The organism is Pseudomonas sp. G1002, assembly GCF_013385455.1.
Classification (GTDB): Bacteria; Pseudomonadota; Gammaproteobacteria; order Pseudomonadales; family Pseudomonadaceae; genus Aquipseudomonas.
The window spans coordinates 197813-221572 of sequence record NZ_JACAPY010000006.1; the positions used below are offsets into that span (position 1 = coordinate 197813).

Here is a 23760-nt window from a genome sequence, read left to right on the forward strand (position 1 = left end):
ACGCCGAACAAGCGTCCCAGGCTGCCTCGGCCGCCGACGGTGAAGCCCGTGCCGGTGACAAGGTGGTGGCCGAAGCCATCGCCCAGATCGAACGCCTGGCAGCTGAAGTGGCACGCTCCACCGACGCCATGACGCACCTGCAACAAGAGAGCAACAAGATCGGCAGCGTGATGGACGTGATCAAGGCCGTGGCCGAGCAGACCAACCTGCTGGCGCTCAACGCCGCCATCGAAGCCGCCCGTGCCGGTGAAGCCGGTCGCGGTTTTGCGGTGGTCGCCGATGAGGTGCGCGGCCTGGCCCAGCGCACCCAGAAATCCACCGAAGAAATCGAAGGCCTGGTGGCCGGTTTGCAGAACGGCACCCAGCAAGTGGCCGCCGTGATGAACAACAGCCGCAGCCTCACCGACAGCAGCGTCGAACTGACGCGCAAGGCCGGTGTGTCACTGGAAAACATCACCCGTACGGTGTCGAATATCCAGTCGATGAACCAGCAGATCGCCGCAGCCGCCGAGCAGCAGAGTGCCGTGGCGGAAGAGATCAGCCGCAGCATCGTGAATGTGCGGGACGTGTCGGAGCAGACTGCAGCGGCCAGTGACGAGACGGCCAAGTCGAGTGTGGAACTGGCGCGTTTGGGCGGGCAGTTGCAGCAGATGGTCAGCCATTTCCGGGTGTAAATCCCAGGTACAAAAAAGCCGCCCCGGTCGAAACCGGGGCGGCCCACTTCTCAGACCTTAACGGTCATCAAAGCTGTCCCGCAGGAATTTCCACACGTGATAAACACGCAGGGAGTTCACTACGAGGTCCCACGTACGTCGTGCAAACTTGGACATACTCGGCCCTCCATCAGTTGGGCCTACCTCCAGCGCACTTACCGGAACACGTGAGCCTTCGGACGCAGGTCAATGCTTCCAGTGAGGCGGCCGGGCTTTGGGTCCTCCCGCATGAATCCGGCACGGATTACTAGCCCGTGGCGTTCGGTCCATAAATTCGCGCGCGTACCCAGCCCACCTACAAACGACATACACAGAACGGGGGCGATACTAACCAACATCCCGCTCAAAGGTGTGACCTGGGAGAACTAATCCACCGGTAACGCTCCAAGAATTTATTGCCAGTTTTTGCAGTCGTCCTTAAATAGCGTAGATCTCAAAGAACTGAAAACACCGAGTGTCACCAGGCCTTGCGTGATGCCTGAACCGACAGTAGTATCCGGTCAGCAGGTCAATGCTTCCGGTGAGGCGCAACCCCAGCCGCGAACTGGGATTGCAATAAAAAACCGCCCTACTAAGGCGGTTTTTTATTGCCTGCGATTTATGCGCGCAGCCTCAGCTGCTGACTTCTTCAACAAACACCAACCGGTTCCCAGACGGGTCGCTGATGCTCATCTCGCGGCTGCCCCACGGCGTGTCTTCAATACCGGGCTTGGCGTTGCGGTAATTCCTGGCCAGCAATTGTTGCTGGTACGCTTCCAACCCTTGAGCCTGAATCCGCACCGCCGCACCTGGCGTGCAATCGCCATGGTGCTCGGACAAGTGCAGCACGCAGTCCCCCAGCGACACCTGCAGGTACAGCGGAAAGTTGTCTTCAAACCGGTGCTGCCAATCGACCTTGAACCCCAGGAAGTCGACGTAGAACTCCAACGTTTTGGCCTCGTCGAAACTGCGCAAGATGGGGGTGACTTTTCCTAAGTGCATGGCGATTGCTCCGTATTTGAGAGCGGCCACTATACGGCCGCAAATCCCTTTCGCAAATCCCCACTGCGCGCCAGGAATCGTCCGGACCGCTGCCCATTGGCCTGCCCGTCTCTGTAGCTGAGCACGCCGTTGACCCACACACCGTCAATCCCTTCCGCCGCGCGCTGCGGCTCTTTGAAGTCCGCCACATCCCGCACCCGCAACGGGTCAAACAGCACCAGGTCGGCCCAATGCCCTTCACGGATTTCACCGCGCTCGGCCAAGCCAAAGCGCGCTGCCGACAAGCCAGTCATCTTGTGCACGGCGGTGTGCAGCGGGAACAAGCCAAGGTCCCGGCTGAAATGCCCCAGTACCCGGGGAAACGCGCCCCACAGACGTGGATGAGGAAACGGATCTTCCGGCAAACCATCCGAGCCAATCATCGACAGCGGATGTGCCAGGATGCGCTGCACGTCGGTCTCGTCCATCCCGTAATACACCGCCCCGGCGGGTTGCAGGCGGCGGGCGGCGTCCATCAGCGGCACCGCCCACTCGGCGGCGATATCCTGCAGATCCCGCCCGCCCATTTCCGGATGCGGCGTAGACCAGGTGATGGTGATGCGAAAGGCATCGGTGACTTGCTTGAGGTCCAGGGTCGAAGAGCTGGCCGCATACGGGTAGCAATCGCAGCCCACCGGATGGGTCTTCGCCGCGTGTTCCAGCGAGGCCAACAACTGCGGACTGCGCCCCCAGTTACCGGCGCCCGCGCACTTGAGGTGGGAAATGATCACCGGCGCCTTGGCATGCCGGCCGATCAGAAAAGCCTCGTCCATCGCCTCCAGCACCGGTTCGAATTCGCTGCGCAAATGGGTGGTGTACACCGCGCCATACGCCGTCAGTTCTTCACTCAACTGCAGCACTTCATCGGTCTCGGCGTTGAAGGCGCTGGCGTATGCAAGCCCGGTGGATAAACCCAGGGCACCGTCCGCTAGACTCTCCTGCAACTGCGCGCGCATCGCGGTGATTTCACCCGGCGTGGCGGTACGGTGCAGGTCGTCCATATGGTTGCTGCGCAGCGCGGTGTGGCCGATCAGCGCCGCCACATTGACGGCCGGGTGGGCGTTTTCCACCGCCGCGCGGTAATCGCTGAACCGTGGGTAGGCAAAGGCCTCGGCGGTGCCCAGCAGGTTCATCGGGTCCGGCGGATCAGCCTGCAAGCTCACGGGCGAGGCGCTGATGCCGCAGTTGCCGACAATCACCGTGGTCACGCCCTGGCTCAGCTTGGGCAGCATCTGCGGGTGACGGATCACCACCGTGTCGTCGTGGGTGTGCACGTCGATAAACCCAGGCGCCAATACGCGCCCGGTGGCGTCGATTTCATGCTCGGCGCTGTCTCGGGACAGGTCGCCGATCTTCTCGATACGCCCCTCGTGCACCGCCACATCGGCGACATAGCCGGGGGTGTTGCTGCCATCAATGATCAGCGCCTGGCGGATCAGCGTGTGGTACTTCATTTCAATCTCCAAGCGGCAGGCTGTCAGGGCCGCCGCGATAATCGTCCAGGGCCAGCTTGATCCGTCGCAGGCGTTCCTGGTTGTCGTCCGGCATGGCCAAGGCCAGCTCGGTAGCGAGCACATCGATGGCCAACAGCATTCCGTAGCGCGCCGCCGTTGGCTTGTAGATAAAACTGGTTTCGGCCGGTTGCAGCGGCAGCAGCACGTCGGCCAACTGCGCCAGCGGGGAGTCCGGCAGGGTGATGGCGATGATTTTTGCGCCGTAGTTGCGCGCCAGCGCCACCACGCCCAATACCTCCGGGGTGATGCCGGTCAGCGAGCAGACGATCAGCGCATGCTCCGGCCCCAGGGTGGCGGCGGTCACGCGCATCATCACCGGGTCGTGGCAGGCGTTGATCGAGTAGCCCAGGCGCACCAGGCGCACTTGCAACTCGTCGCTGCACAGGCTCGACGGCCCGCCCATGCCGAACGCGTGGATCATCCGCGCATTGCCCAGCAGGCTCACGGCGTCGACAAAGCTGCGCTGGTTGAAACCGGACAGGTGCCGGCGCAACGTCGCCTCGATATCGCTGAGAATCTGCCGGTGAAACGCCGACTGCTCCGGCAGGCCCGCCGGGTCGAGGAACCGGCTGCCAACGCCGCTGGCCTGGGCCAGTTGCAGGCGCAGGTCACGCAGGTCGCGGCAGCCGACGCTGCGGGCAAAACGCGACAAGGTGGCGGTGCTGACCTCGGCCCGTTGGGACAATTCTTCCAGGCTAGCGGACGCTGCAAAGCCGACATCATCGAGCATCAGCTTGGCGATACGCCCTTCGCCGGCGCTGAAGGAATCCTGGCGGGCGCGGATCTGGTAGAGGATGTCCATCGGTTCGGCTCCGGGTTACAAGATGCAGGACAAACCATAAGTCAGACCGAAGGCGACCACCGAAATCAGGGTCTCCAGCACGGTCCAGGTCTTGAAGGTCTGGATCACCGTCATATTGAAGTATTCCTTGATCAGCCAGAAGCCGCCGTCGTTCACGTGGGAAAAGATTACCGAACCCGCGCCGGTGGCCAGCACCAGCAATTCCGGGTGTGGATAACCCAGGCCCATCGCAACCGGTGCGACCACGCCTGAGGCCGTGGTCATGGCCACGGTGGCCGAGCCGGTGGCGATGCGCATCAGCGCGGCGAACAGCCAGCCCATCACCAAAGGCGACAGGTTGAAGGCGTGGGCCAGGCCGAGGATTTCATTGGTGACCCCGGCGTCCACCAGAATCCGGTTCAAACCACCGCCCGCACCCACCAGCAAGGTGATGCTGGCCGTTGGTGCCAGGCACTCGTTGGTGAACTTGAGGATCGATTCGCGGTTGAAACCCTGGGCCAGGCCGAGGGTCCAGAAGCTCACCAAGGTCGCCACCAGCAGCGCAATCACCGAGTTACCGATAAACAACAGGAACTGGTTAAAGGCGGTGCCCGGTGTGGAAATCAGGTTGGCCCAGCCGCCGATCATCATCAGCACCACCGGTAACAGGATGGTGCCCATGGTCAGGGCGAAACTCGGCAGGCGGGAGCGCGGCTCGCGGTCGATGAACTGGCGCTCCAGCGGGTTTTCCGCGGGCAGGTGAATGTGCGGCACGATAAATTTGGCGTACAGCGGGCCGGCAATGATCGCGGTGGGTATGCCGATCAAAATTGCATACAGCACCGTCTGCCCGACCGAGGCGTTATAGGCCAGCACCGCCATCATCGCCGCCGGATGCGGCGGCACCAGCGCATGCACCACCGACAAGCCCGCCACCATCGGCAGGCCGACCATCAGGATCGACACGCCCACCCGCCGCGCCACGGTAAACGCGATCGGCACCAGCAACACAAAACCGACCTCGAAAAACAGCGGCAGCCCCACCAGGAACGCGATACACACCATTGCCCAGTGCGCGTTACGCTCGCCGAACCGGTTGATCAGCGTACGCGCCACCTGCTCGGCGCCACCGGACTCGGCCATCATCTTGCCGAGCATGGTGCCCAGCGCGACCACCAGCGCAATATGCCCCAGCGTCTTGCCGACGCCGGCCTCGTAGGAGCCCATGATCGTATCCGCCGGCATCCCGGCCAACAGCGCCAGGCCGATAGACACCAGGGTGATGACGATAAACGGGTTGAGCCGGTAACGCGCGATCAATACGATCAATGCAATGATGGCGATGGCGGCGTAGATCAACAGCCAATACCCCGGTGATGCGGCCATGCGGTACTCCTCGGAAAGGGTCACGTCGAATAGGTTGTGAAAGTCATAAATCATTACCGGGGTGTATTTTCAATTTTTATGAAAGTAATTTTCGCCCACAGACAAGCCCTGTCGCGCAGGGATATGCCCAGGGTCAGTGGATGAAAATTCGGGGGGCGTTTTTACATGAAGATCGCCGGGGCTGGAAACTCAACTGCGCAGGCCGAGTCTTAGACTGCACACCGACTCATGACCAGGAAAACCCAGAATGAATCGTAACCCCCTGCTTGTTCCTTTCGCCGCCGGCGCACTGTTGCTGGCCTTGTGCGGCACGGCCTCGGCCGATGAGAACCCGGCACTGAAAAAATGCATGGACGGCGCCAACACCACCGCCGACATGGTCGATTGCAACGCCAAGGAAACCAAGGTGCAGGACGCGCGCCTGAATACCGCCTACAAAACCGCGATGACGGCGATGGAAGGCAACCGCAAGCAGCAGTTGCAGGACGTCCAGCGCCAGTGGCTCAAGTTTCGCGATGCCAATTGCGGCTTCATCGGCTCGGCCACCGGCGGCACCATTGATCAGGTCAACGGCTCCGGCTGCGTGCTGGACATGACCCAGACCCGCGCCCAGGAACTGGAAAACCTGGTCGGACCATGATCGTTCCCACGCTCTGCGTGGGAATGCATCCTGTGACGCTCCGTGTCACGATTTTAAGAGCGGACGCGGAGCGTCCAAAGCGGCGTTCCCACGCAGAGCGTGGGAACGATCATCGCACTTCAACAACGGTCAGTCGTGCTGCACCCGGGCGCGCTTGAGCAGTTTGCGGCAGCGCTCGGACAGGTGCAGTACCCGCAAATGCTTGCCGGCCTTGGTGTAGCGCTCGCGCAAGGTCATCAACGCAGCAATCGCCGAATAGTCGACGAAGCTCAAGTGACGGCAATCCAGCGTCACCTGGGCCGGGTCGTTGGCCGGATCGAAGCGATTCAAAAACGGCGTGGTCGAGGCAAAAAACAGCGTGCCGTGCACCCGATAGAGTTTGCTGCCGTCCGCTTCCATATGTTCATCCGCGTACAACTCGCGCGCCTGCTGCCAGGCGAAGTTCAGCGCCGCAATCACAATCCCGCACAGCACCGCCGTCGCCAGGTCGGTGAACACGGTAATCACCGTCACCGCCATGATCACCAGCACGTCGTTGAGCGGCACCTTGTTGATCACCCGTAGGGACGCCCAGGCAAACGTCTGCTGGGACACCACAAACATCACCCCCACCAGCGCCGCCAGCGGAATGCGCTCGATCAGCGGTGACAGAAACAGAATGAACAGCAGGATCATCACCCCGGCAAATACCCCGGAGAAGCGCCCGCGCCCGCCGGAGCTGAGGTTGATCACGGTTTGTCCGATCATCGCGCAGCCGCCCATGCCGCCGAACAGGCCCGAGACCATGTTGGCGGCACCCAAGGCCACGCTTTCGCGGTCCGGGTAGCCGCGGGTTTCGGTGATTTCGTCGGTGAGGTTGAGGGTCAGCAGGGTTTCCAGCAGGCCGACCATGGCCATCAGGATCGCGTAGGGCGCGATGATGTGCAGGGTTTCGAGGGTCCAGGGGATCTGCGGCAGCGCGAAGGTCGGCAGGCCGCCGGCGATGTGGGCCATGTCGCCCAGGGTGCGGGTCGGCAGGCCGAGCAGGTATACCGCCAGGCCCACGCCGAGGATCGCCACCAGGGCTGGCGGTACCGCGCGGGTCAGGCGCGGCAGCAGGTAGACGGTGGCCATGGTTGCCGCGACCAGCCCGGTCATTACGTACAGCGGCGTGCCGCTGAGCCAGGTGTCACCGCTCTTGAAATGCTCCAGCTGCGCCAGGGCAATGATGATCGCCAGGCCGTTGACGAACCCGAGCATCACCGGGTGCGGCACCATGCGCACCAGCTTGCCCAGGCGCAACAGGCCGAAGGCGACCATGATCAACCCGCCCAGCAACACCGTGGCCAGCAGGTACTGCACGCCGTGCTGCACCACCAGCGCGACGATCACCACCGCCATCGAGCCGGCGGCCCCGGAGACCATGCCAGGCCGGCCGCCGAACAGCGCGGTGAGGGTGCAGATGATGAATGCGCCGTAGAGGCCCATCAGCGGGTTGAGATGAGCCACCAGGGCAAAGGCGATGCATTCGGGCAGCAAGGCAAAAGACGTGGTGAGTCCGGCCAGGGCGTCGGCGCGCAGACGGGTGAGGTTCATTGAAGTACCGGGGAGTTGCGGGGGATAAGGCTGGGGATGGTACGGAATTGGGCGGGGTGGGGCTAGTGTTGGGTAAGACCGTTGGACCGAGTCGCCCCTTTCGCGAGCAAGCCCGCTCCCACATTTGACCGCATTCCAAAGTTGGAACTCGGTTAAGTGTGGGAGCGGGCTTGCTCGCGAAGAGCTCGCCTCGGTCTCAAGCGAACATCAAACCATCTCGTTGCGAATCCACTCAACTACGGAGGTCCGCTTCGGCGCCCATCCCAGCAATTCCCGCGCATGCTTGCCGCGCACCCGGCTGTTGGAGCCCAGGCCATAGTTGGCCATTTCATAACCCCACTCGGCCTCAGCATCCGCCAATGGCCAATCCTGTGGTTTACCCAGCTTCAGCGCTTCGGCAATCGCGGTGGTCATGTCGACAAACGCCGCTTCGCCACTCTCCACAAAGTAGAAAGTGCCCGGCACATTCTTTTCCAGCGCCAGCAGGTACAACGCAACCACGTCTTCAATGTGCACGTTGGACCAGATGTTCTGCCCGGTGCCCACATGCCGCACTACACCGCTTTTGCGTGCCTGCTTGAGCAAGCGTGGCAACTGCACGCTGTCGCGCTTGACGCCCAGGCTGTGACCGTAGATCAGGGTGTTGCAGATCACTGCCGAGTTCACGCCATCTTTGGCGGCAGCCAGGATCAGGTTGTCGATGGCCACGCGAGCAGCCTTGTCGACAGTCGGCTCCGGCAGGTTGTCTTCAAAGTAGATGACATCGCTGGACTTACCGCCCGACGCATCGCCGACGATGCTCGAACCGCTGGTGTGCAGGAAGGTTTTGTTGGAGCCGCGCAGCGCGGCCAACAAGGTTTCCACGGCGCCGCGATGGTCGCTGCTGGCGGCGTTGATCACCGCGTCAGCTTTCTTCGCCTGCTCGGTCAACAGCGCGCTGTCATCCAGCGTACCGATTACCGGCATGATGCCCAGTGCAGTCATTTCCGCAGCCTGTTCGGTGCTGCGCACCAGGCCGGTGACGTTATGGCCGGCCTTGACCAGGCCAGTAGCGATGGAACCGCCGATAAAACCGGCAGCGCCGGTGATGAATACGTTCATGGAGGTGTCTCCCTGCGTGAGTAATTGATGGACTCAGTATTGCGGACCTATCCATTCCGAATAAGTCCGTATTGCCCAATTCAATCTTGCGCAGAGGTCACGAATCAGCTGGCGTAGCTGGCCAACTTGCCCTGGATAAAGTCCAGGAAGCACTGGATGCGCAAGGCCAATTGCGAGTTGCGGTAGTACACCGCATTGATCGGTTGACGATAGCCGCTGTTGAACTCGGCCAGCACCGGTATCAGGCGCCCGGTCTTGATGTCCTGGGCGGTCATGAAGTCCGATAGACAGGTGATGCCCTGCCCTTCCAGCGCCAGCTGGCGCAAGGTTTCACCGCTGGAAGCGGCAACGCCAGGCTGGATTTGCCAGCGATCGCCGTGCACGTGGCGCAACGGCCAGTGGTTGAGGGTTTCGGTCTGGGTGAAGCCGAGCAACGTGTGTTCGGCCAGTTCGGCAACGGTCGTGGGCGTGCCGTGCTGTTCCAGGTACGCCGGGCTGGCGAGGATATGCAGCGGGCTGCAACCCAGTGAGCGGGCGTGCAACGTCGAGTCGGCCAGGGCACCGATACGAATCGCGATGTCGGTGCTCTGCTCCAGCAGGTCGATGATCAGGTCGTTGCTGTTCAGCTCCAGCTGGATGTCCGGGTACAGGCCACGAAACTCGGCGATGTACGGCACAATCGCATGCAGCATGAACGGCGACGCCGCGTTGATCCGCAGGCGCCCCGAGGGGGTTTGCTGGCGCGACGACAGGCGCTCTTCCAGGTCGTCCATTTGCTCGAGGATCACCTTGGCCCGCTCGAAGAAATACTTGCCCTCTTCGGTCAGGTCCATGCGCCGGGTGGTGCGGTTGATCAGGGTGGTGTCGAGCTTGGCTTCCAGGCGCGACAAGGTGCGGCTGACCGCCGACGGCGTCTGCCCGACCTGCTCGGCTGCGGCGGAAATCGACCCGCATTCAATCACGCAGACGAAGATCTGTAGCTCATCGGATCGGGCTTTCAACGTGAATCCTCTTTATAGCGGCTGCACGGATACTAGCCGCATTACAGACTCAGGTTAAACACCTGTGCCAGATGCTGTTCATAACGCGCCACATCGGCTTCGATGGCCGGGCGTTTCATCACGTCCACACAGAGGAAGGTCGGCAGGCCGGTCATGCCGAGGAACTCGTTGGCCTTGTGGAACGGGAAATACACCGCGTCCACGCCCTTGGCTTCGAAGAAGTCGGTGGGGTCGTCGAACGCTTGCTGAGGAGCGTTCCAGGTCAGGGACAGCATGTATTGCTTGCCCTGGATCAGGCCACCGCTGCCGTATTTCTGCGACGAGTCGGAGCGGGTGCGGCCGTCGCTGGCGTACAGGCTGCCATGGCCTTCGGTGAAGACTTCATCGATGTACTTCTTGACGATCCACGGAGCGCCCATCCACCAGCCGGGCATCTGGTAGATGATCACGTCGGCCCAGAGGAATTTGGCGACTTCTTCGGCCACGTCGTAGCCGGCGTCGATGTGGGTTTCCTTGACGTCGATGCCGCCACGGTCCAGTGCCGCCAGGGCGGCTTCATGCAGGGTGCTGTTGTAGCGACCGTCGGAATGGGCGAATTTCTTACCGCCGTTGAGCAGGAGTACTTTTTTCATAGGGGGTGCCTAAAGATTAAAAATGTCTGAAGGCAGGGTAACGGGGTCTGTCCGTTGGAATAAGCGTCCCGGCGGCAAAATACATTTGACCAAGGCGCACGAATCAACGGCATATTGTTAACCACTGATCAGCAGATGACCTCCCAGCGCGGCCATGCCGATAAAGAACACCCGCTTGAACAGCACGGCACTGATGCGCTGGCGCAGGGCCTGGCCCAGCCACATCCCGAGCAGCGCGGGAACCAGCGCCAGCAACGAGGCGTTCAATTCGCCGCCGCCCAGGCTGCCACGCCAGAACAGCCCGGCTGCCAGCGCCAGGGTCGACACGGTGAACGACAGCCCCAACGCCTGCACCAGCTGATCGCGGTTCAAGCCCAACGCTTGCAGATACGGCACCGCCGGTATCACAAACACCCCGGTGGCCGAGGTGATCACCCCGGTCAGCACGCCGCACAGCGGGCCCAGCCAGCGCTCGGTGGCCGGGCTTACCTTGAACGTCGGCAGCAACAGCCCGCTCAAGGCATACACCAGCAGCGCGCCGCCCAACGCCCGCACCACCCAATGCCCGCCATCCATGCCCAGCCACACCGAGCCCAGCCCGGTGCCGAGGAAAATCAGCAGGAGCATCGGCCACAGGCGTTTGATCAACGCGCTCAAGTGACCGCCGAAGGCCAGTTGCCAGAGGTTGGTGACGGTGGACGGGATGATCAGCAACGCCGCAGCCTGCGCCGGCAACATAGCCAGGCCGAGCATGCCCATGGCGACGGTGGGCAGGCCCAGGCCGATGACGCCCTTGACCGTACCTGCCAGCAGGAAGGTGCCGACCACCAGCAATGTCAGGGCCGGGCCGAGGTTTTGGTAGAACGCGAGTAAGGTATTCATGGGTCGATTTTGCAGGTTTGGGTGATATCTGAAAATTCGCCATATACTGAGGCAGCCTCTTGTTTTGCATGAGGCAGATGGCCTCTTCGCGAGCAAGCCCGCTCCCACATTTTGAAAGGGTTCACAGATCTAAATGTGGGAGCGGGCTTGCTCGCGAAGAGGCCCGTACAGACACTGAGATCCCCAGCACATGCACTTTGACCTGATCGACCTGCGCCTGTACCTGCACATCCTCGACACCGGCAATATCACCGCCGGCGCCAGCCGCAGCCATTTGTCCCTGGCGGCGGCGAGTGCACGGATCCGGGCGATGGAAGCCTCCCTGGGCATCGAGTTTCTTGAACGTGGCCGCCGTGGCGTCACCCCGACTGCTGCGGGTAAAGCCCTCGCCCGTCACGCCCGCCTGCTGTTGCAGCAAGCCGATCACCTGCAGCAAGACCTCGCGGAATACGCCAACGGCGTCAAGGGCCAGGTGCGCCTGCTGTGCAACACCACCGCCCTGAGCGAATACCTGCCGGAACTGTTGGCGGACTTTCTGCACGAGCACCCCAACCTCGACATCGACCTGCAGGAACTGCCAAGCCTGCGCATCACCCACGCCTTGCGCCAGGGCGCGGCAGACCTGGGGATTATTTCCGACGCAGTAGACACCCACGGCCTGCAAACCCTGCCCTTTCGCGACGACCCGCTGGTGCTGATCATGCCGCTGGATCACCCGCTGACCGGGCGCACCGTGAGTTTTATCGACAGCTTGCAGCACGACTACGTGGGCCTGGCCGCCGACAGCGCGCTGGCGGTGTACCTGGAGGAACAGGCATTGCACGCAGGCTTTCGCTTGCAGACACGCATCCGCGCTGATGGGTTTGACGGGCTGATTCGCATGGTCGCCCGGGGCGCCGGGCTGGGGATCGTGCCCCTGGCCGCGCTGGAACGCTGGCCGTTGGAGCGGCGCTTCAAGGCCCAACCCCTGAGCGAGGATTGGGCCTGTCGCAAACTGCTGTTATGCGCCCGCGAGTTCGAGCAATTGCCGGGTTATGCCAAAGCCTTGTTCGATGCCTTGGCCGCGCCCTTGCGGAAAAATACGTAGTACACCGCCGACAGAATCAGCAGGAACGGCACCCCGAACACCAGCGTCATCTTGAACGCATCGGTGAAAAACGTGGTGATCATCACCGCGCCCATCAGCACCAGGCCCAGCAGCGTGCTGTAGGGAAACAGCGCCAGCTGGAACGACAGCTTCGCCCCGCCGTGACGCTTGCGGTAGCGGCGGAAAAACAGGTGCGTGAGGAAGATCATGAACCAGGTGAAGATCGCGCCAAACATCGAGATCGCCATCATCAGGGTGAACGAGCTTTCCGGGTACACCACGTTCAGCAGGGTCGCCAGGGCAATGCCCGAGCTGGACAGCAACAAGGCATTCAACGGGATCCCGCTCTTGCTCAAGGCGCCCATGGACTTGGGCGCAAAACCGGCGCGGGACAGGCTGAACATCATGCGGGTGGTGATGTAGAGCTGGCTGTTCATCGCCGACAGCGCAGCGATCAGGATCACGAAGTTCATCACCCCGGTGGCGCCGGGAATGCCGATGGTCTGCATCACCGTGACGAACGGGCTCTGGGCGTGGCCGGCCTGGTTCCACGGCACGATGGCCAACATCAGCGCCAGGGTCAGCAGGTAGAACACCACCAGGCGCACGATGGTCGCGCGGAAGGCTTTTTTCACCGCCTGCTCCGGGTCGGCCGCTTCACCGGCGGCCACCGCGATCATTTCCACACTCAGGTAACTGAAGATCGAGACGATCACCGCGATCCACATGCCGCTCAACCCGTTCGGGAAAAAGCCGCCGTGGGCCGTGTAGTTCTGCACACCGTAATCCGGGTTGCCGGAGCCGAACACCACGTACACCGCGAGGATGATGAAGCCAACGATGGCGCTGATCTTGATCGTGGAGAACCAGTACTCGAAGTTGCCGAAGGTCTTGACGCTGATGGCGTTGAGTACGATCAGCACGCTGGAAAACGAGACGATCCACACCCATTCAGGCACGTTGGCAAACCAGTACTTCATGTACATCGCCACCGCCGTGACCTCGGCGCCCACCGCCAGCACAATCGCCGCCCAGTACGCATAACGCACCAGGAAACCGGCCAGCGGGCTGACGTAAAATTCGGCATACGCGCCGAAGGAGCCCGAGGTGGAATGCGCCACGGTCATCTCCGCCAGGCAGCCCATCAACAGCAAAGTGATCAGCGCACCGATGGCATAGCTGACCAGCACGCTGGGCCCGGCATAGCCGATGGCGTAGGCGCTGCCCATGAACAGCCCGGTGCCGATTGCGCCACCGATGGCGATCATGCTCATCTGGCCGGAAGTGAGCTGGCGCCTGAGGCCCAGTTCGCGATTGGTGATTTCGGCAAAGCCTTGGTCTGGCGTGGTCACGTGGCGTGCCCCTTTATTATTGTGATTGCACTGCTTTCTGGTTGAAACACTGTCCCCTGTGGGAGCGGGCTTGCTCGAGAATGCGGTGTGCCAGTCAATACATCAGAGACTGATAGACCGCATTCGCGAGCAAGCCCGCTCCCACATTTTTTGCTCTGCGTTTACTCAGGTGACGCTGTGGCGAACCTTGAACTGCGGCTGGTCCCAGGTTTTTTGATCGAGAATCTCACCCAGGATTTCCACCGCATCCCACACTTCAGCAAAGCTGGTGTACAGCGGGGTAAACCCGAACCGCATGATGCGCGGCTCGCGATAATCACCAATCACGCCACGAGCGATCAAGGCCTGGATAACCGCGTAGCCTTCCGGGTGTTCGAAGCTGACGTGGCTACCCCGTCGGGCATGCTCACGCGGGGTGATCAGGGTCAGGTCGTGGGCGGCGCAACGGCTTTCCACCAACTCGATGAACAGGTCGGTCAACGCCAGGGATTTAGAGCGCAAGCTGGCCATATCGGTCTGGGCAAAAATATCCAGGCCACACTCCACCATCGCCAGCGAGGTAATCGGCTGGGTGCCGCACAGGTAGCGGGCGATGCCCTGGCTCGGGGCATAACGCGATTCCATGGCGAACTGTCGGGTATGCCCGAACCAGCCCGACAGCGGCTGCGTAACCACATCCACCAGCGCCGGGTTGACCCACACAAACGCCTGGGAACCCGGCCCGCCGTTGAGGTATTTGTAAGTGCAACCAATCGCATAATCGGCACCGGCCTGATGCAGGTCGATCGGCACCGCGCCCGCCGAATGCGCCAGGTCCCAGATCGCCAGCGCGCCACATTCATGGCTCAAGGCAGTCTGGGCCTGCATGTCGTACATGTAGCCGGTCTTGTAGTTGACGTGGGTGAGCATCACCACGGCCGTGTCCTGGTCGATGGCTTTCGGCAGTTCGTCCGGGCTGTTGACCAGGCGCAGGGAGTAGCCCTGTTGCAGCAGTTCGGTGAGGCCTTCGGCGATGTACAGGTCGGTGGGGAAATTGCTCGCTTCGCTGACGATCACCTTGCGGCTTGGCGCGCGTTCGCGTTGCACGGTCAGCGCGGCGCTGAGCACTTTGAACAGGTTGATGGAGGTGGTATCGGTGATCACCACTTCACCGTCGCGGGCACCGATCAGCGGTGCCAGGCGATTGCCCAGGCGCTGGGACAGGTCGGCCCAGCCGGCACTGTTCCAACTGCGAATCAGCCCATTGCCCCACTCCTCGGCGATCACCGCTTGCGCCCGTTCCAGTGCCGCTACCGGGCGCGCACCGAGGGAGTTGCCGTCGAGGTAGATGACCCCGGCCGGCAAGGCGAATTGGTTGCGCAATGGCGCCAGCGGATCCTGGGCGTCGAGGGTCAGGCAATGGGTGCGGGTGGTCATGGTCAGTCCTGTTGTTGTAGTAACAATGAGCCAAATAATGAACGAAGCTTTAGAGAATTTTCGTGCAAAGTGGTGGGCAACAGGCTAATTAAGCTGTAGGAAATTCGAATTTAACCCCCAAACACGCGGATTTATTCTAACCATGATTCTCGACGCCACCGACCTGCGCCTTCTGCATTTCCTGCAACAGGATGGCCGTATCAGTAACCAGGAACTGGCGGAGAAAGTCGCCCTGTCGCCGTCGGCCTGCCTGCGGCGTTTGCGCCTGCTGGAAAGCGAGGGAATCATCAGTGGTTATCGGGCGGTGTTGAACGCCGAGCAACTGGGAATCGAGCTGGAGGCCATCGTCCACCTGTCGTTACGCCAGGATGTGGAGGATTGGCACGAGACGTTTATCAAGAAGGTGCAAGGCTGGCCGGAGGTGGCCAGTGCTTACGTGATTACCGGGGCGAGCAATTATGTGCTGCGGGTGCAGGCGCGCAACCTCAAGCACTTTTCGGATTTCATTGTGAACCACCTGAACCGCACGGCGGGGGTGATGGATATTCGGTCGGAGATCGTGCTGCAGAAGATCAAGGATCGGGATGATCTGCTCGATCTGGTTGTTCGCAAGTAGGCCAAACGATACAGAGCCAATGTGGGAGCGGGCTTGCTCGCGAAGGCGGAGTGTCAGTCACCGGAAATATTGACTGATCCACCGCATTCGCGAGCAAGCCCGCTCCCACATTTTTTTACCGCTTTCAGTCTTCGAGCGCGCGAACTCGTTGCATACGTTTCTGTTCGACAGGCGCCGCCGCAGGCTGCAACTCAAAGTCAAAATCAATCTGCGCAAACTGCCCTTCCACACCAAATTCCTTTGCCAGGTTTGCGTCCTCGCTGAAGCGAATTTCGGCGATCAACTCATCCCGCGTCGCATAGGCAAAATCATCATGCAGGTACGGATCATCCGACAGGTTGATCTGCGTGGTCAGGTGCCGATGGCCCGGCGCCGAGATGAAGAAGTGGATATGCGCCGGCCGCTGGCCATGGCGCCCCAACTGGTCCAGCAACTGCTGGGTCGGGCCGGTCGGCGGGCAGCCATACCCCGACGGCACGATGCTGCGAAAACGGTAGTTGCCCTGGGCATCGGTCTCGATTCGCCGACGCAGGTTGAACTCCGACTGCGTGCTGTCAAACCACGAATACGTACCACCGGTATTGGCCTGCCATACATCGACAATCGCCCCCGCCAACGGCTTGCCATTGGTGTCGCGCACCTGGCCCTGCATGAACAGCGGCACGCCCGGGTCCTGCCCGTCGTCCAGCCGCGCCTCGAACTTGGACAGCGGCGCACCGGCCACATACAGCGGGCCTTCGATGGTGCGCGGGGTACCGCCGGATTTGCCGGCTTCCTCGTCCGCCGCGTCCATCAGCATGTCCAGGTAATGCTCCAGGCCCAACCCTGCCGCGAGCAAGCCGGCTTCCTGGTTCTTGCCCAGTTCGTTGAGGTAGTTGACCGCCTTCCAGAACTCTTCCGGGGTCACTTCCAGGTCTTCGATGATGTTCACCGTGTCCCGCAGGATCCGGTAGATCAGCGCCTTGGCCCGTGGGTTGCCGCCGTCGTTAAGGTTGCCGCTGGCTTCTTCGAGAAACTGTTGGGCGTGAGCAGTCTGGGAAAGTCGGATGGACATGGTGCAATCCTCATCTTGTAATTATTAGGTGAAAAAACAGACTCAGCGATCATCCTCACGGATCGACGATGGATGCCGGCACAGGGCATTCACTTCGATGGCCATGTAAGGATAAAGCGGCAGTTGCATCAACAGGTCATGCAGTTCCTGCACGCTGTCGACATCGAACACGCTGTAGTTGGCGTACAGCCCGGCGATGCGCCACAGGTGGCGCCATTTGCCTTGCTCCTGCAGCCGCTGGGAGAAGGCTTTTTCTTCAGCCTTGAGGCCGGCAGCGCGCTCGGGGTTCATGTCGACGGGCAAGTTCACGGTCATTTTTACGTGGAACAACATCGCAGGTGTCCTCTTGTTAGTTATCGCGACGGAAGAACGCCAGGCGCTCTTCATCGATGGCCAGGCCCAGGCCCGGAGCGGTGGAGACATGCAGGTGGAAATCGCGGTACACCAGCGGCTCGGCGAGGATGTCTTCGGTGAGCAGCAGCGGGCCGAACAGCTCGGTGTCCCACGCCAGTTTGTTCAAGGTGAGAAAGGCATGGGCCGAGGCCAGGGTGCCGATACCGCCTTCAAGCATGGTGCCGCCGTACAGGCCGATACCCGCCGCTTCGGCAATCGCTGCGGTGCGCAATACCGCACGCGGCCCGCCGTTTTTGGCGATCTTCAGGGCGAACACCGAGGCCGCGCCTTCGCGGGCCAGGTTGAAGGCATCTTCCACGCATTCGATGGACTCGTCGGCCATGATCGGCGCCGGGCTCGACAGGTTGAGCCGCACCATGCCGCCGCGGTTGTTGCGCGAGATCGGTTGTTCGATCAGGTCGATACCGTTGTCCCCCAGCACCTTGCAGGCGCGCAGGGCCACGGCTTCGTCCCAGGCCTGGTTGACGTCGACCCGCACACTGGCGCGGTCGCCCAGAGCTTTTTTGATCGCGATGACGTGGGCCAGGTCCTGGCTGACTTCACCGGCGCCGATCTTCAATTTGAAAATGCGGTGGCGGCGCAGGTCGAGCATCTTCTCGGCCTCGGCGATGTCTTTTTCGGTGTTGCCGCTGGCCAGGGTCCAGGCCACCGGCAAGGCGTCCCGCACGCGGCCGCCGAGCAATTCGCTGACCGGCAGGTTCAGGCGTTTGCCGAGGGCGTCGAGCAAGGCGCTTTCGATACCCGACTTGGCAAAGGTGTTGCCGCGGATGCTGCGCTCCAGGCGCAACATGGCGGCATTGATGTTGCTCGCGTCCTGGCCGAGCAGCAGCGGCGCGAAGTGCCGGTCGATGTTGATCTTGATGCTGTCGGGGCTTTCATTGCCGTAGCTCAGGCCGCCGATGGTGGTGGATTCACCAATGCCTTCGATACCGTCGGCGCAGCGCACGCGGATGATCACCAGGGTCTGGTTCTGCATCGTGTGCATCGCCAGTTTGTGCGGGCGGATGGTAGGGAGATCGACGATGATGGTCTCGATCGACTCGATGGCGCAAATCGGCATGGCAATACCCGTTGGGTTCTTTATAGATTTGGCCTGATTCTGTTCCGGATCTCTGCTGGCTTCCAATATAGAATGAGTCTCGAACAATACCCTTAAGGTATGAATGGAGTCCTTATGGAACTGCGCCATCTGCGTTACTTCCAGGTGCTGGGGGAAACCCTCAACTTCACCCGCGCCGCCGAACGCCTGCACATTGCCCAGCCGCCGCTGAGCCGGCAGATCCAGCAACTGGAGGACGAACTGGGTGTGGTCCTGCTGGAGCGTGGGCGCCCGTTGCGCCTGACCGAAGCCGGGCGGTTTTTCTATGAGCACGCCAATGTGCTGCTGGAGCAACTGGGCAAGGTGTGTGACAACACCCGGCGCATCGGCCTTGGGCAGAAAACCTGGCTGGGCATCGGTTTTGCGCCGTCGACGCTGTACGGCGTGCTGCCGGAGTTGATTCGCCGGCTGCGCAGCCACGATGGCCTGGAGCTGGAGTTGGGCCTGTCGGAGATGACCACGCTGCAACAGGTCGAAGCCCTCAAGGCCGGGCGGATTGACGTAGGCTTCGGGCGGATTCGCATCGACGACCCGGCCATTGTGCAGCGGGTGTTGGTGGAAGATCGGCTGGTGGCCGTGTTGCCCGCCGGACATCCCCTGCTGGGCGCCCCGGCCACCCTGGCGCAATTGGCCGCTGAACCCTTCGTGCTGTATCCCGGCAACCCGCGCCCGAGCTACGCCGACCATGTGATCGCGCTGTTCGATGCCCATGGCTTGAGCCTGAAGGTTTCGCAGTGGACCAACGAATTGCAGACCGCCATTGGTCTGGTCGGCGCAGGCATGGGCGTGACCCTGGTACCCGCCTCGGTGCAGGTGCTGCACCGCGCAGACATTGGCTATACGCCGGTGGTGGAGGCCACCGCCACGTCGCCGATCATTCTCAGCCGGCGGATCAATGACCAGTCGCCGGGGCTCAGTCATTGCCTGCAACTGGTGGAAGAGTTGATTTAAAAGAACACCACACATCCAATGTGGGAGCGGGCTTGCTCGCGAATGCGCAGTGTCAGTCACCGAATGAGTTGGCTGATGCACCGCATTCGCGAGCAAGCCCGCTCCCACAGTTGATCTCCGTTGTTTTTGCGTAAGGTGTTCATCCACGCATGCGCCGGGCGTCGTTGCGCTGCAGCGTCTGGCTGGGAGACTCGTCGAACAGCTTGCGGTACTCGGCCGAGAATCGCCCCAGATGAGTAAAGCCCCAGCCCAGGGCGATTTCGGAGATGGTGCGCGTGGAGCCATGTTCGAGGATTTGCTGGCGCACGGCACCCAGGCGGTATTTCTTCAGATAGGCCATGGGCGACAGGGCGAAGTATTTGCGGAAGGCATCGAACAGCTTGAAGCGCGACACGCCCGCCGCAGCCTCCAGATCGTCCAGGTGCACCGCTTCCCGGGCGTTGTCGTGGATGTACTGTCGGGCACGAATCAAATAGTGCGGCAGTTTCACCCCCAGCACGTCCCGCAGTTCTTCGGAATAGTTGTTCGGCTGGGCCAGGATCAGGCCCTTGATCAGCGAGCTTTCCAGGTCCCGGGTAAACGCCACCTGGTCATACAGCTCGCTGCTGCGCTCCAGTTCGGCGATGAAATACCGCGCCATGCGCCACCACGACGCGGAAGCGCCGTCCACCGCGTCCATCGCCGACTCGAAGCGCAGCGGCGCTTCAATCGGCCGCTGCAGCAGGCCCTCCAGGGATTCGCTCATCGCCGCGCGGGTGATCACCACCTGCAACTTGCGGCAGTCGCCGGAGATCTCCAGCACCTGATGTTCGTTGGGCGAGATGATCACGCCCTGGTCACGGTTGGAGCTGAGCCGCACGCCGTTCTTGCTCAGTTCCTGCTCGCCCACCAGCGGCAGGGTCAGGCTGTAGCTGCTGAAGTGCTCGGCGTCTTCGATGTCGATGGTGACGTCGGTGCCGTATTCGATAATCCCCAGCGTCGTGGCGCGGGACTTGAACACATTGGCGCTGTGGTGAAAGCGGATGCGCTCCGGCGTCGCGGTTTGCAGGCGGTGCGGCCCGCAAATGCCGGACATCCAGCTGCAGGCGCCTTCAAGGTCGAAGCGCTCGATACGTATATCGCGTGTATTGCTACTCATCACGGGGCACCCACGGCAATTGTGGCCGGCGCGCTCTGACGGCGCGTCCTGGTAGATCGACAGCAAGTTTTGCGCCACGCCAGCGGGATCGCCACTGGGTGGATAGCAACCGTCGACTAAGTGGATAACAAGCAGACTTTTCCGACAATCGCCTTGCAAGACAGTAGCGCATTCCGCCACCGCCCTGCACCGCCGTGGGTATTTCGTGCCCAACTAAGTGGCCCACCTTCCCCCATTAACCGGATAGCCCGGTGCCCCGCCGCAGCCTCTTAATGGCTTACCCGTCTAGCCATTATCAAAAAAGGTGCCTCCCATGAGTGGTGCAAGAAGCGTCGAGCAGTGGAAAAGCTTTATCGAAGGCTGCCTGGACTTCCGTCCGGTGGATGAGGTGTTCCGCATCGCCCGGGACATGTTCACCGAGCCGGAGTTGTTCGAGCTGGAGATGGAACTGATCTTCGAAAAAAACTGGATCTATGCCTGTCACGAGAGCGAACTGACCAACAAGCACGACTTCGTGACGATGCGCGCCGGGCGCCAGCCGATGATCATCACCCGCGACGGCGAAGGCCAGCTCAACGCGCTGATCAACGCCTGCCAGCACCGGGGCACCACCCTGACCCGGGTTGGCAAGGGCAACCAGTCCACGTTTACCTGCCCGTTCCATGCCTGGTGCTACAAGAGCGATGGCCGGCTGGTGAAGGTCAAGGCGCCGGGGGAATACCCGGAAGGCTTCGACAAGGCCACTCGCGGCCTGAAAAAAGCACGGATCGAGAGCTACAAGGGCTTCGTCTTCATCAGCCTCGACGTGAACGGCACCAACAGCCTGGAAGACTTCCTCGGCGACGCCAAAGTGTTCTTCGACATGATGGTCGCCCAATCGGCCACCGGTGAGCTGGAAGTGCTGCCGGGCAAGTCCGCCTACACCTACGACGGTAACTGGAAACTGCAAAACGAGAACGGCCTGGACGGTTATCACGTCAGCACCGTGCACTACAACTACGTGGCCACGGTGCAGCATCGCCAGCAGGTCAATACGGAAAACGGCACCGGCTCGGGCACGACACTGGACTACAGCAAACTCGGCGCCGGCGACGCGAACACCGATGACGGCTGGTTCGCCTTCAACAATGGCCACAGCCTGTTGTTCAGCGACATGCCCAACCCCACCGTGCGTTCGGGCTACGCCACCATCATGCCGCGCCTGATCGAAGAACACGGCCAGCAAAAAGCCGAATGGATGATGCACCGCCTGCGCAACCTGAACATCTACCCAAGCCTGTTCTTCCTCGACCAGATCAGCTCGCAGCTGCGGATCATCCGCCCTATCGCATGGAACAAGACCGAAATCATCAGCCAGTGCCTGGGGGTGAAGAACGAGTCTGACGCCGACCGTGAAAACCGTATTCGCCAGTTCGAGGATTTCTTCAACGTCTCGGGCATGGGTACGCCGGATGACCTGGTGGAGTTCCGCGAAGCCCAGCGCGGCTTCCAGGGCCGTCTGGAACGCTGGAGCGATATCTCCCGCGGCAGCCATCGCTGGGAAACCGGGCCTACGCCCAACAGCGAATCCATCGGCATCCAGCCGGCGATGACCGGCACCGAATTCACCCACGAAGGGCTGTACGTCAACCAGCACCGCAACTGGCAGAAATTCCTGCTGGACGGACTCGACCAGCAAGCCCTGAAACTGCGGGAGGTGGAATGATGAATGCGCAATTGCAGTACCGGATCGAGCAGTTTTTTTACCGTAAATCCGAGCTGTGCGATGCCCAGGACTGGGACGCCTACGTGCAGTTGTTCGACCCGCAGAGTGAATTCCACCTGCCGCAGTGGGATTCGGAACATGTCTACACCCGCGACCCGAAGCGCGAAATGTCGTTGATCTACTACGCCAACCGCTCGGGGCTGGAGGATCGGGTGTTTCGCCTGCGCACGGGCAAGGCCGCGTCGGCCACGCCGATGCCGAGGACGCTGCATTTGATCAATAACGTGCGGATTGCCGAGCAACCGGACGGCCTGCTGGAGGTGAAGTTGAACTGGCATACGTTGTTCTATCGACTGGCGACGTCGGAGCAGTTCTACGGCAGCGCCACTTACAGCCTCAAGCCCGATGGCGACAGTTGGTTGATCACCCGCAAGCACGCGCTGCTGCTCAACGACACCATCAACTCGGTGCTGGATTTCTATCACCTGTGACCTGATGCATTACACCTGTGGCGAGGGAACTTGCTCCCGCTGGACCGGGTTGGCGCTCCAGTGCGTAGCGCCCCCGGCTTTTTGGGGCCGCTGCGCAGCCCAGCGGGAGCATGCTCCCTCGCCACAGGTAAATCGCAGGCATAGAAAATCAAACTCGCGGAGTTCTGCGAATGAATCACAAAGTGGCCTTCAGTTTTGCCGACGGCAAGACCCTGTTTTTCCCGGTGGGCGCCAATGAGATCCTGTTGGATGCGGCGTTGCGCAACGGCATCAAGATCCCGCTCGACTGCCGCGAAGGCGTTTGCGGCACTTGCCAGGGCCGCTGCGAGTCCGGCGACTACAGCCAGGATTACGTGGACGAGGAAGCCCTCTCCAGCCTTGACCTGCAACAACGCAAAATGCTCAGCTGCCAGACCCGGGTCCAATCCGATGCGGCGTTCTACTTCGATTTTGATTCCAGCCTGTGCAACGCGCCGGGGCCGGTCCAGATCCGCAGCACGGTGAGCAATGTGCAGCAGGTGTCGCCCAGCACGGCGATCCTGCACCTGCAGCTTGAAGCACCATTGGACTTTTTGCCGGGCCAATATGCCCGCCTGTCGATTCCCGGCACCGACAGTTGGCGCTCCTACTCTTTCGCCAACCGCCCGGGCAATCAGTTGCAGTTCCTGATCCGCCTGCTGCCCGATGGCGTGATGAGCAACTACATCCGCGAACGCTGCCAGGTCGGTGATGAGTTGCTGCTGGAAGCGCCATTGGGTGCCTTCTACCTTCGGCATGTCACCCGACCGCTGGTGTTGGTGGCCGGCGGCACCGGCTTATCCGCGCTGCTGGGCATGCTCGATGACCTGGCCGCCAGCGGCTGCCAACAGCCGGTGCACCTGTATTACGGCGTGCGGGGTGCGGCCGATTTATGCGAGGCAACACGCATAAAAGCCTACGCCGATACGATCCCGGGGTTTCGCTACACCGAGGTACTCAGCGACCCACCTTCGGACTGGGCCGGCAAACGCGGCTACCTCACCGAGCATTTCGACCTGGCCGAATTGCGGGATCAATCGGCAGATATGTACGTCTGCGGCCCCCCTCCGATGGTCGAATCCATCAAACAATGGCTGCTGGATCAGGCACTTGATGGCGTTCAGCTGTATTACGAAAAGTTTACCGAGAGTAATATCTGACCCCTCAGCGGTTT

At 61.5% G+C, this 23760-nt stretch carries 22 protein-coding genes and 1 pseudogene; 8 read left to right on the plus strand and 15 right to left on the minus strand.

The window, feature by feature from the left end; genetic code table 11:
* Nucleotides 1–77: 77 nt before the first annotated feature.
* Nucleotides 78–674: pseudogene (locus tag HX801_RS32190) on the plus strand (methyl-accepting chemotaxis protein); the annotation flags it as partial.
* A gap of 651 nt (nucleotides 675–1325) precedes the next feature.
* Here the strand turns inward: HX801_RS32190 and HX801_RS03645 are convergent.
* The 4 genes from HX801_RS03645 to HX801_RS03660 are packed head-to-tail and all read right to left on the minus strand — an operon-like array spanning nucleotide 1326 to nucleotide 5468.
* A complete protein-coding gene (locus HX801_RS03645; protein ID WP_177021603.1) occupies nucleotides 1326–1694 on the minus strand; it encodes a glyoxalase superfamily protein in 369 nt (122 codons plus the stop codon).
* Nucleotides 1695–1723: 29 nt separating this feature from the next.
* Nucleotides 1724–3187, minus strand: a complete 1464-nt coding sequence (locus tag HX801_RS03650) for an amidohydrolase family protein (RefSeq protein WP_177021604.1) — start codon at nucleotides 3185–3187, stop codon at nucleotides 1724–1726.
* 1 nt (nucleotide 3188) lies between these two features.
* Complete coding sequence (locus HX801_RS03655; RefSeq protein ID WP_102368042.1) at nucleotides 3189–4049, minus strand: MurR/RpiR family transcriptional regulator; 861 nt, start codon at nucleotides 4047–4049, stop codon at nucleotides 3189–3191.
* Nucleotides 4050–4064: 15 nt separating this feature from the next.
* Nucleotides 4065–5468, minus strand: a complete 1404-nt coding sequence (locus tag HX801_RS03660; protein WP_177021605.1) for a gluconate:H+ symporter — start codon at nucleotides 5466–5468, stop codon at nucleotides 4065–4067.
* A gap of 193 nt (nucleotides 5469–5661) precedes the next feature.
* Here HX801_RS03660 and HX801_RS03665 point away from each other — a divergent pair, with 193 nt between their 5' ends.
* Nucleotides 5662–6054 carry a lysozyme inhibitor LprI family protein gene (locus tag HX801_RS03665; protein WP_003212286.1) on the plus strand — a complete coding sequence of 131 codons (393 nt, stop codon included), beginning with the start codon at nucleotides 5662–5664 and terminating at the stop codon, nucleotides 6052–6054.
* A 129-nt stretch (nucleotides 6055–6183) separates the two neighbouring features.
* Here the strand turns inward: HX801_RS03665 and HX801_RS03670 are convergent, their stop codons facing one another.
* The 5 genes from HX801_RS03670 to HX801_RS03690 all read right to left on the minus strand — a co-directional run bounded on the left by HX801_RS03670 (nucleotide 6184) and on the right by HX801_RS03690 (nucleotide 11245).
* A complete protein-coding gene (locus HX801_RS03670) occupies nucleotides 6184–7629 on the minus strand; it encodes a SulP family inorganic anion transporter (protein ID WP_177021606.1) in 1446 nt (481 codons plus the stop codon).
* 207 nt (nucleotides 7630–7836) lie between these two features.
* Nucleotides 7837–8730 carry an NAD-dependent epimerase/dehydratase family protein gene (locus HX801_RS03675; RefSeq protein WP_003212290.1) on the minus strand — a complete coding sequence of 298 codons (894 nt, stop codon included), beginning with the start codon at nucleotides 8728–8730 and terminating at the stop codon, nucleotides 7837–7839.
* A gap of 104 nt (nucleotides 8731–8834) precedes the next feature.
* Nucleotides 8835–9731, minus strand: coding sequence for a LysR family transcriptional regulator (locus tag HX801_RS03680; protein ID WP_003212293.1), 897 nt, complete (start codon nucleotides 9729–9731; stop codon nucleotides 8835–8837).
* A gap of 41 nt (nucleotides 9732–9772) precedes the next feature.
* On the minus strand, nucleotides 9773–10363 hold the full coding sequence (locus HX801_RS03685) for an NAD(P)H-dependent oxidoreductase (RefSeq protein ID WP_177021607.1): 591 nt from the start codon (nucleotides 10361–10363) through the stop codon (nucleotides 9773–9775).
* A gap of 117 nt (nucleotides 10364–10480) precedes the next feature.
* Entirely contained in the window at nucleotides 10481–11245 is a 765-nt protein-coding gene (locus HX801_RS03690) for a sulfite exporter TauE/SafE family protein (RefSeq protein WP_177009239.1), read from the minus strand.
* A 190-nt stretch (nucleotides 11246–11435) separates the two neighbouring features.
* Between HX801_RS03690 and HX801_RS03695 the strand changes: the two genes are divergently transcribed.
* Entirely contained in the window at nucleotides 11436–12332 is an 897-nt protein-coding gene (locus HX801_RS03695) for a LysR substrate-binding domain-containing protein (RefSeq protein WP_177021608.1), read from the plus strand.
* On the opposite strand, the gene HX801_RS03700 is transcribed toward HX801_RS03695, so the two are convergent.
* Both HX801_RS03700 and kynU read right to left on the minus strand, forming a co-directional pair.
* Nucleotides 12278–13684, minus strand: a complete 1407-nt coding sequence (locus tag HX801_RS03700; protein WP_177009241.1) for an amino acid permease — start codon at nucleotides 13682–13684, stop codon at nucleotides 12278–12280. The genes HX801_RS03695 and HX801_RS03700 overlap by 55 nt on opposite strands.
* A gap of 165 nt (nucleotides 13685–13849) precedes the next feature.
* Entirely contained in the window at nucleotides 13850–15100 is a 1251-nt protein-coding gene (gene kynU, locus HX801_RS03705) for a kynureninase (protein ID WP_134325689.1), read from the minus strand.
* A gap of 142 nt (nucleotides 15101–15242) precedes the next feature.
* Here kynU and HX801_RS03710 point away from each other — a divergent pair, with 142 nt between their 5' ends.
* Nucleotides 15243–15716: an Lrp/AsnC family transcriptional regulator gene (locus HX801_RS03710; protein ID WP_003212305.1), complete on the plus strand. Its 474-nt coding sequence runs from the start codon at nucleotides 15243–15245 to the stop codon at nucleotides 15714–15716.
* Nucleotides 15717–15840: 124 nt separating this feature from the next.
* Here HX801_RS03710 and catA read toward each other — a convergent pair whose 3' ends face one another.
* The 3 genes from catA to HX801_RS03725 are packed head-to-tail and all read right to left on the minus strand — an operon-like array spanning nucleotide 15841 to nucleotide 18244.
* Nucleotides 15841–16770, minus strand: coding sequence for a catechol 1,2-dioxygenase (gene catA, locus HX801_RS03715; RefSeq protein ID WP_003212307.1), 930 nt, complete (start codon nucleotides 16768–16770; stop codon nucleotides 15841–15843).
* Between the two features lie 42 nt (nucleotides 16771–16812).
* Entirely contained in the window at nucleotides 16813–17103 is a 291-nt protein-coding gene (gene catC / locus HX801_RS03720) for a muconolactone Delta-isomerase (RefSeq protein WP_003212310.1), read from the minus strand.
* A gap of 16 nt (nucleotides 17104–17119) precedes the next feature.
* Nucleotides 17120–18244 carry a muconate cycloisomerase family protein gene (locus HX801_RS03725; protein WP_003212312.1) on the minus strand — a complete coding sequence of 375 codons (1125 nt, stop codon included), beginning with the start codon at nucleotides 18242–18244 and terminating at the stop codon, nucleotides 17120–17122.
* A gap of 114 nt (nucleotides 18245–18358) precedes the next feature.
* Between HX801_RS03725 and HX801_RS03730 the strand changes: the two genes are divergently transcribed.
* Nucleotides 18359–19234, plus strand: a complete 876-nt coding sequence (locus tag HX801_RS03730; protein WP_003212314.1) for a LysR family transcriptional regulator — start codon at nucleotides 18359–18361, stop codon at nucleotides 19232–19234.
* Nucleotides 19235–19373: 139 nt separating this feature from the next.
* Here the strand turns inward: HX801_RS03730 and HX801_RS03735 are convergent, their stop codons facing one another.
* Nucleotides 19374–20372: a helix-turn-helix domain-containing protein gene (locus tag HX801_RS03735; protein WP_003212316.1), complete on the minus strand. Its 999-nt coding sequence runs from the start codon at nucleotides 20370–20372 to the stop codon at nucleotides 19374–19376.
* A gap of 313 nt (nucleotides 20373–20685) precedes the next feature.
* On the opposite strand from HX801_RS03735, the gene antA reads away from it, so the two are divergent.
* The 3 genes from antA (at nucleotide 20686) to antC (ending at nucleotide 23746) form a co-directional block, all read left to right on the plus strand.
* On the plus strand, nucleotides 20686–22077 hold the full coding sequence (gene antA, locus HX801_RS03740; RefSeq protein WP_177021609.1) for an anthranilate 1,2-dioxygenase large subunit: 1392 nt from the start codon (nucleotides 20686–20688) through the stop codon (nucleotides 22075–22077).
* Nucleotides 22077–22568 carry an anthranilate 1,2-dioxygenase small subunit gene (gene antB / locus HX801_RS03745; RefSeq protein ID WP_003212320.1) on the plus strand — a complete coding sequence of 164 codons (492 nt, stop codon included), beginning with the start codon at nucleotides 22077–22079 and terminating at the stop codon, nucleotides 22566–22568. Before antA ends, antB begins: the two co-directional genes overlap by 1 nt.
* A 170-nt stretch (nucleotides 22569–22738) precedes the next feature.
* A complete protein-coding gene (gene antC / locus HX801_RS03750; protein WP_177021610.1) occupies nucleotides 22739–23746 on the plus strand; it encodes an anthranilate 1,2-dioxygenase electron transfer component AntC in 1008 nt (335 codons plus the stop codon).
* Nucleotides 23747–23760: the final 14 nt, after the last annotated feature.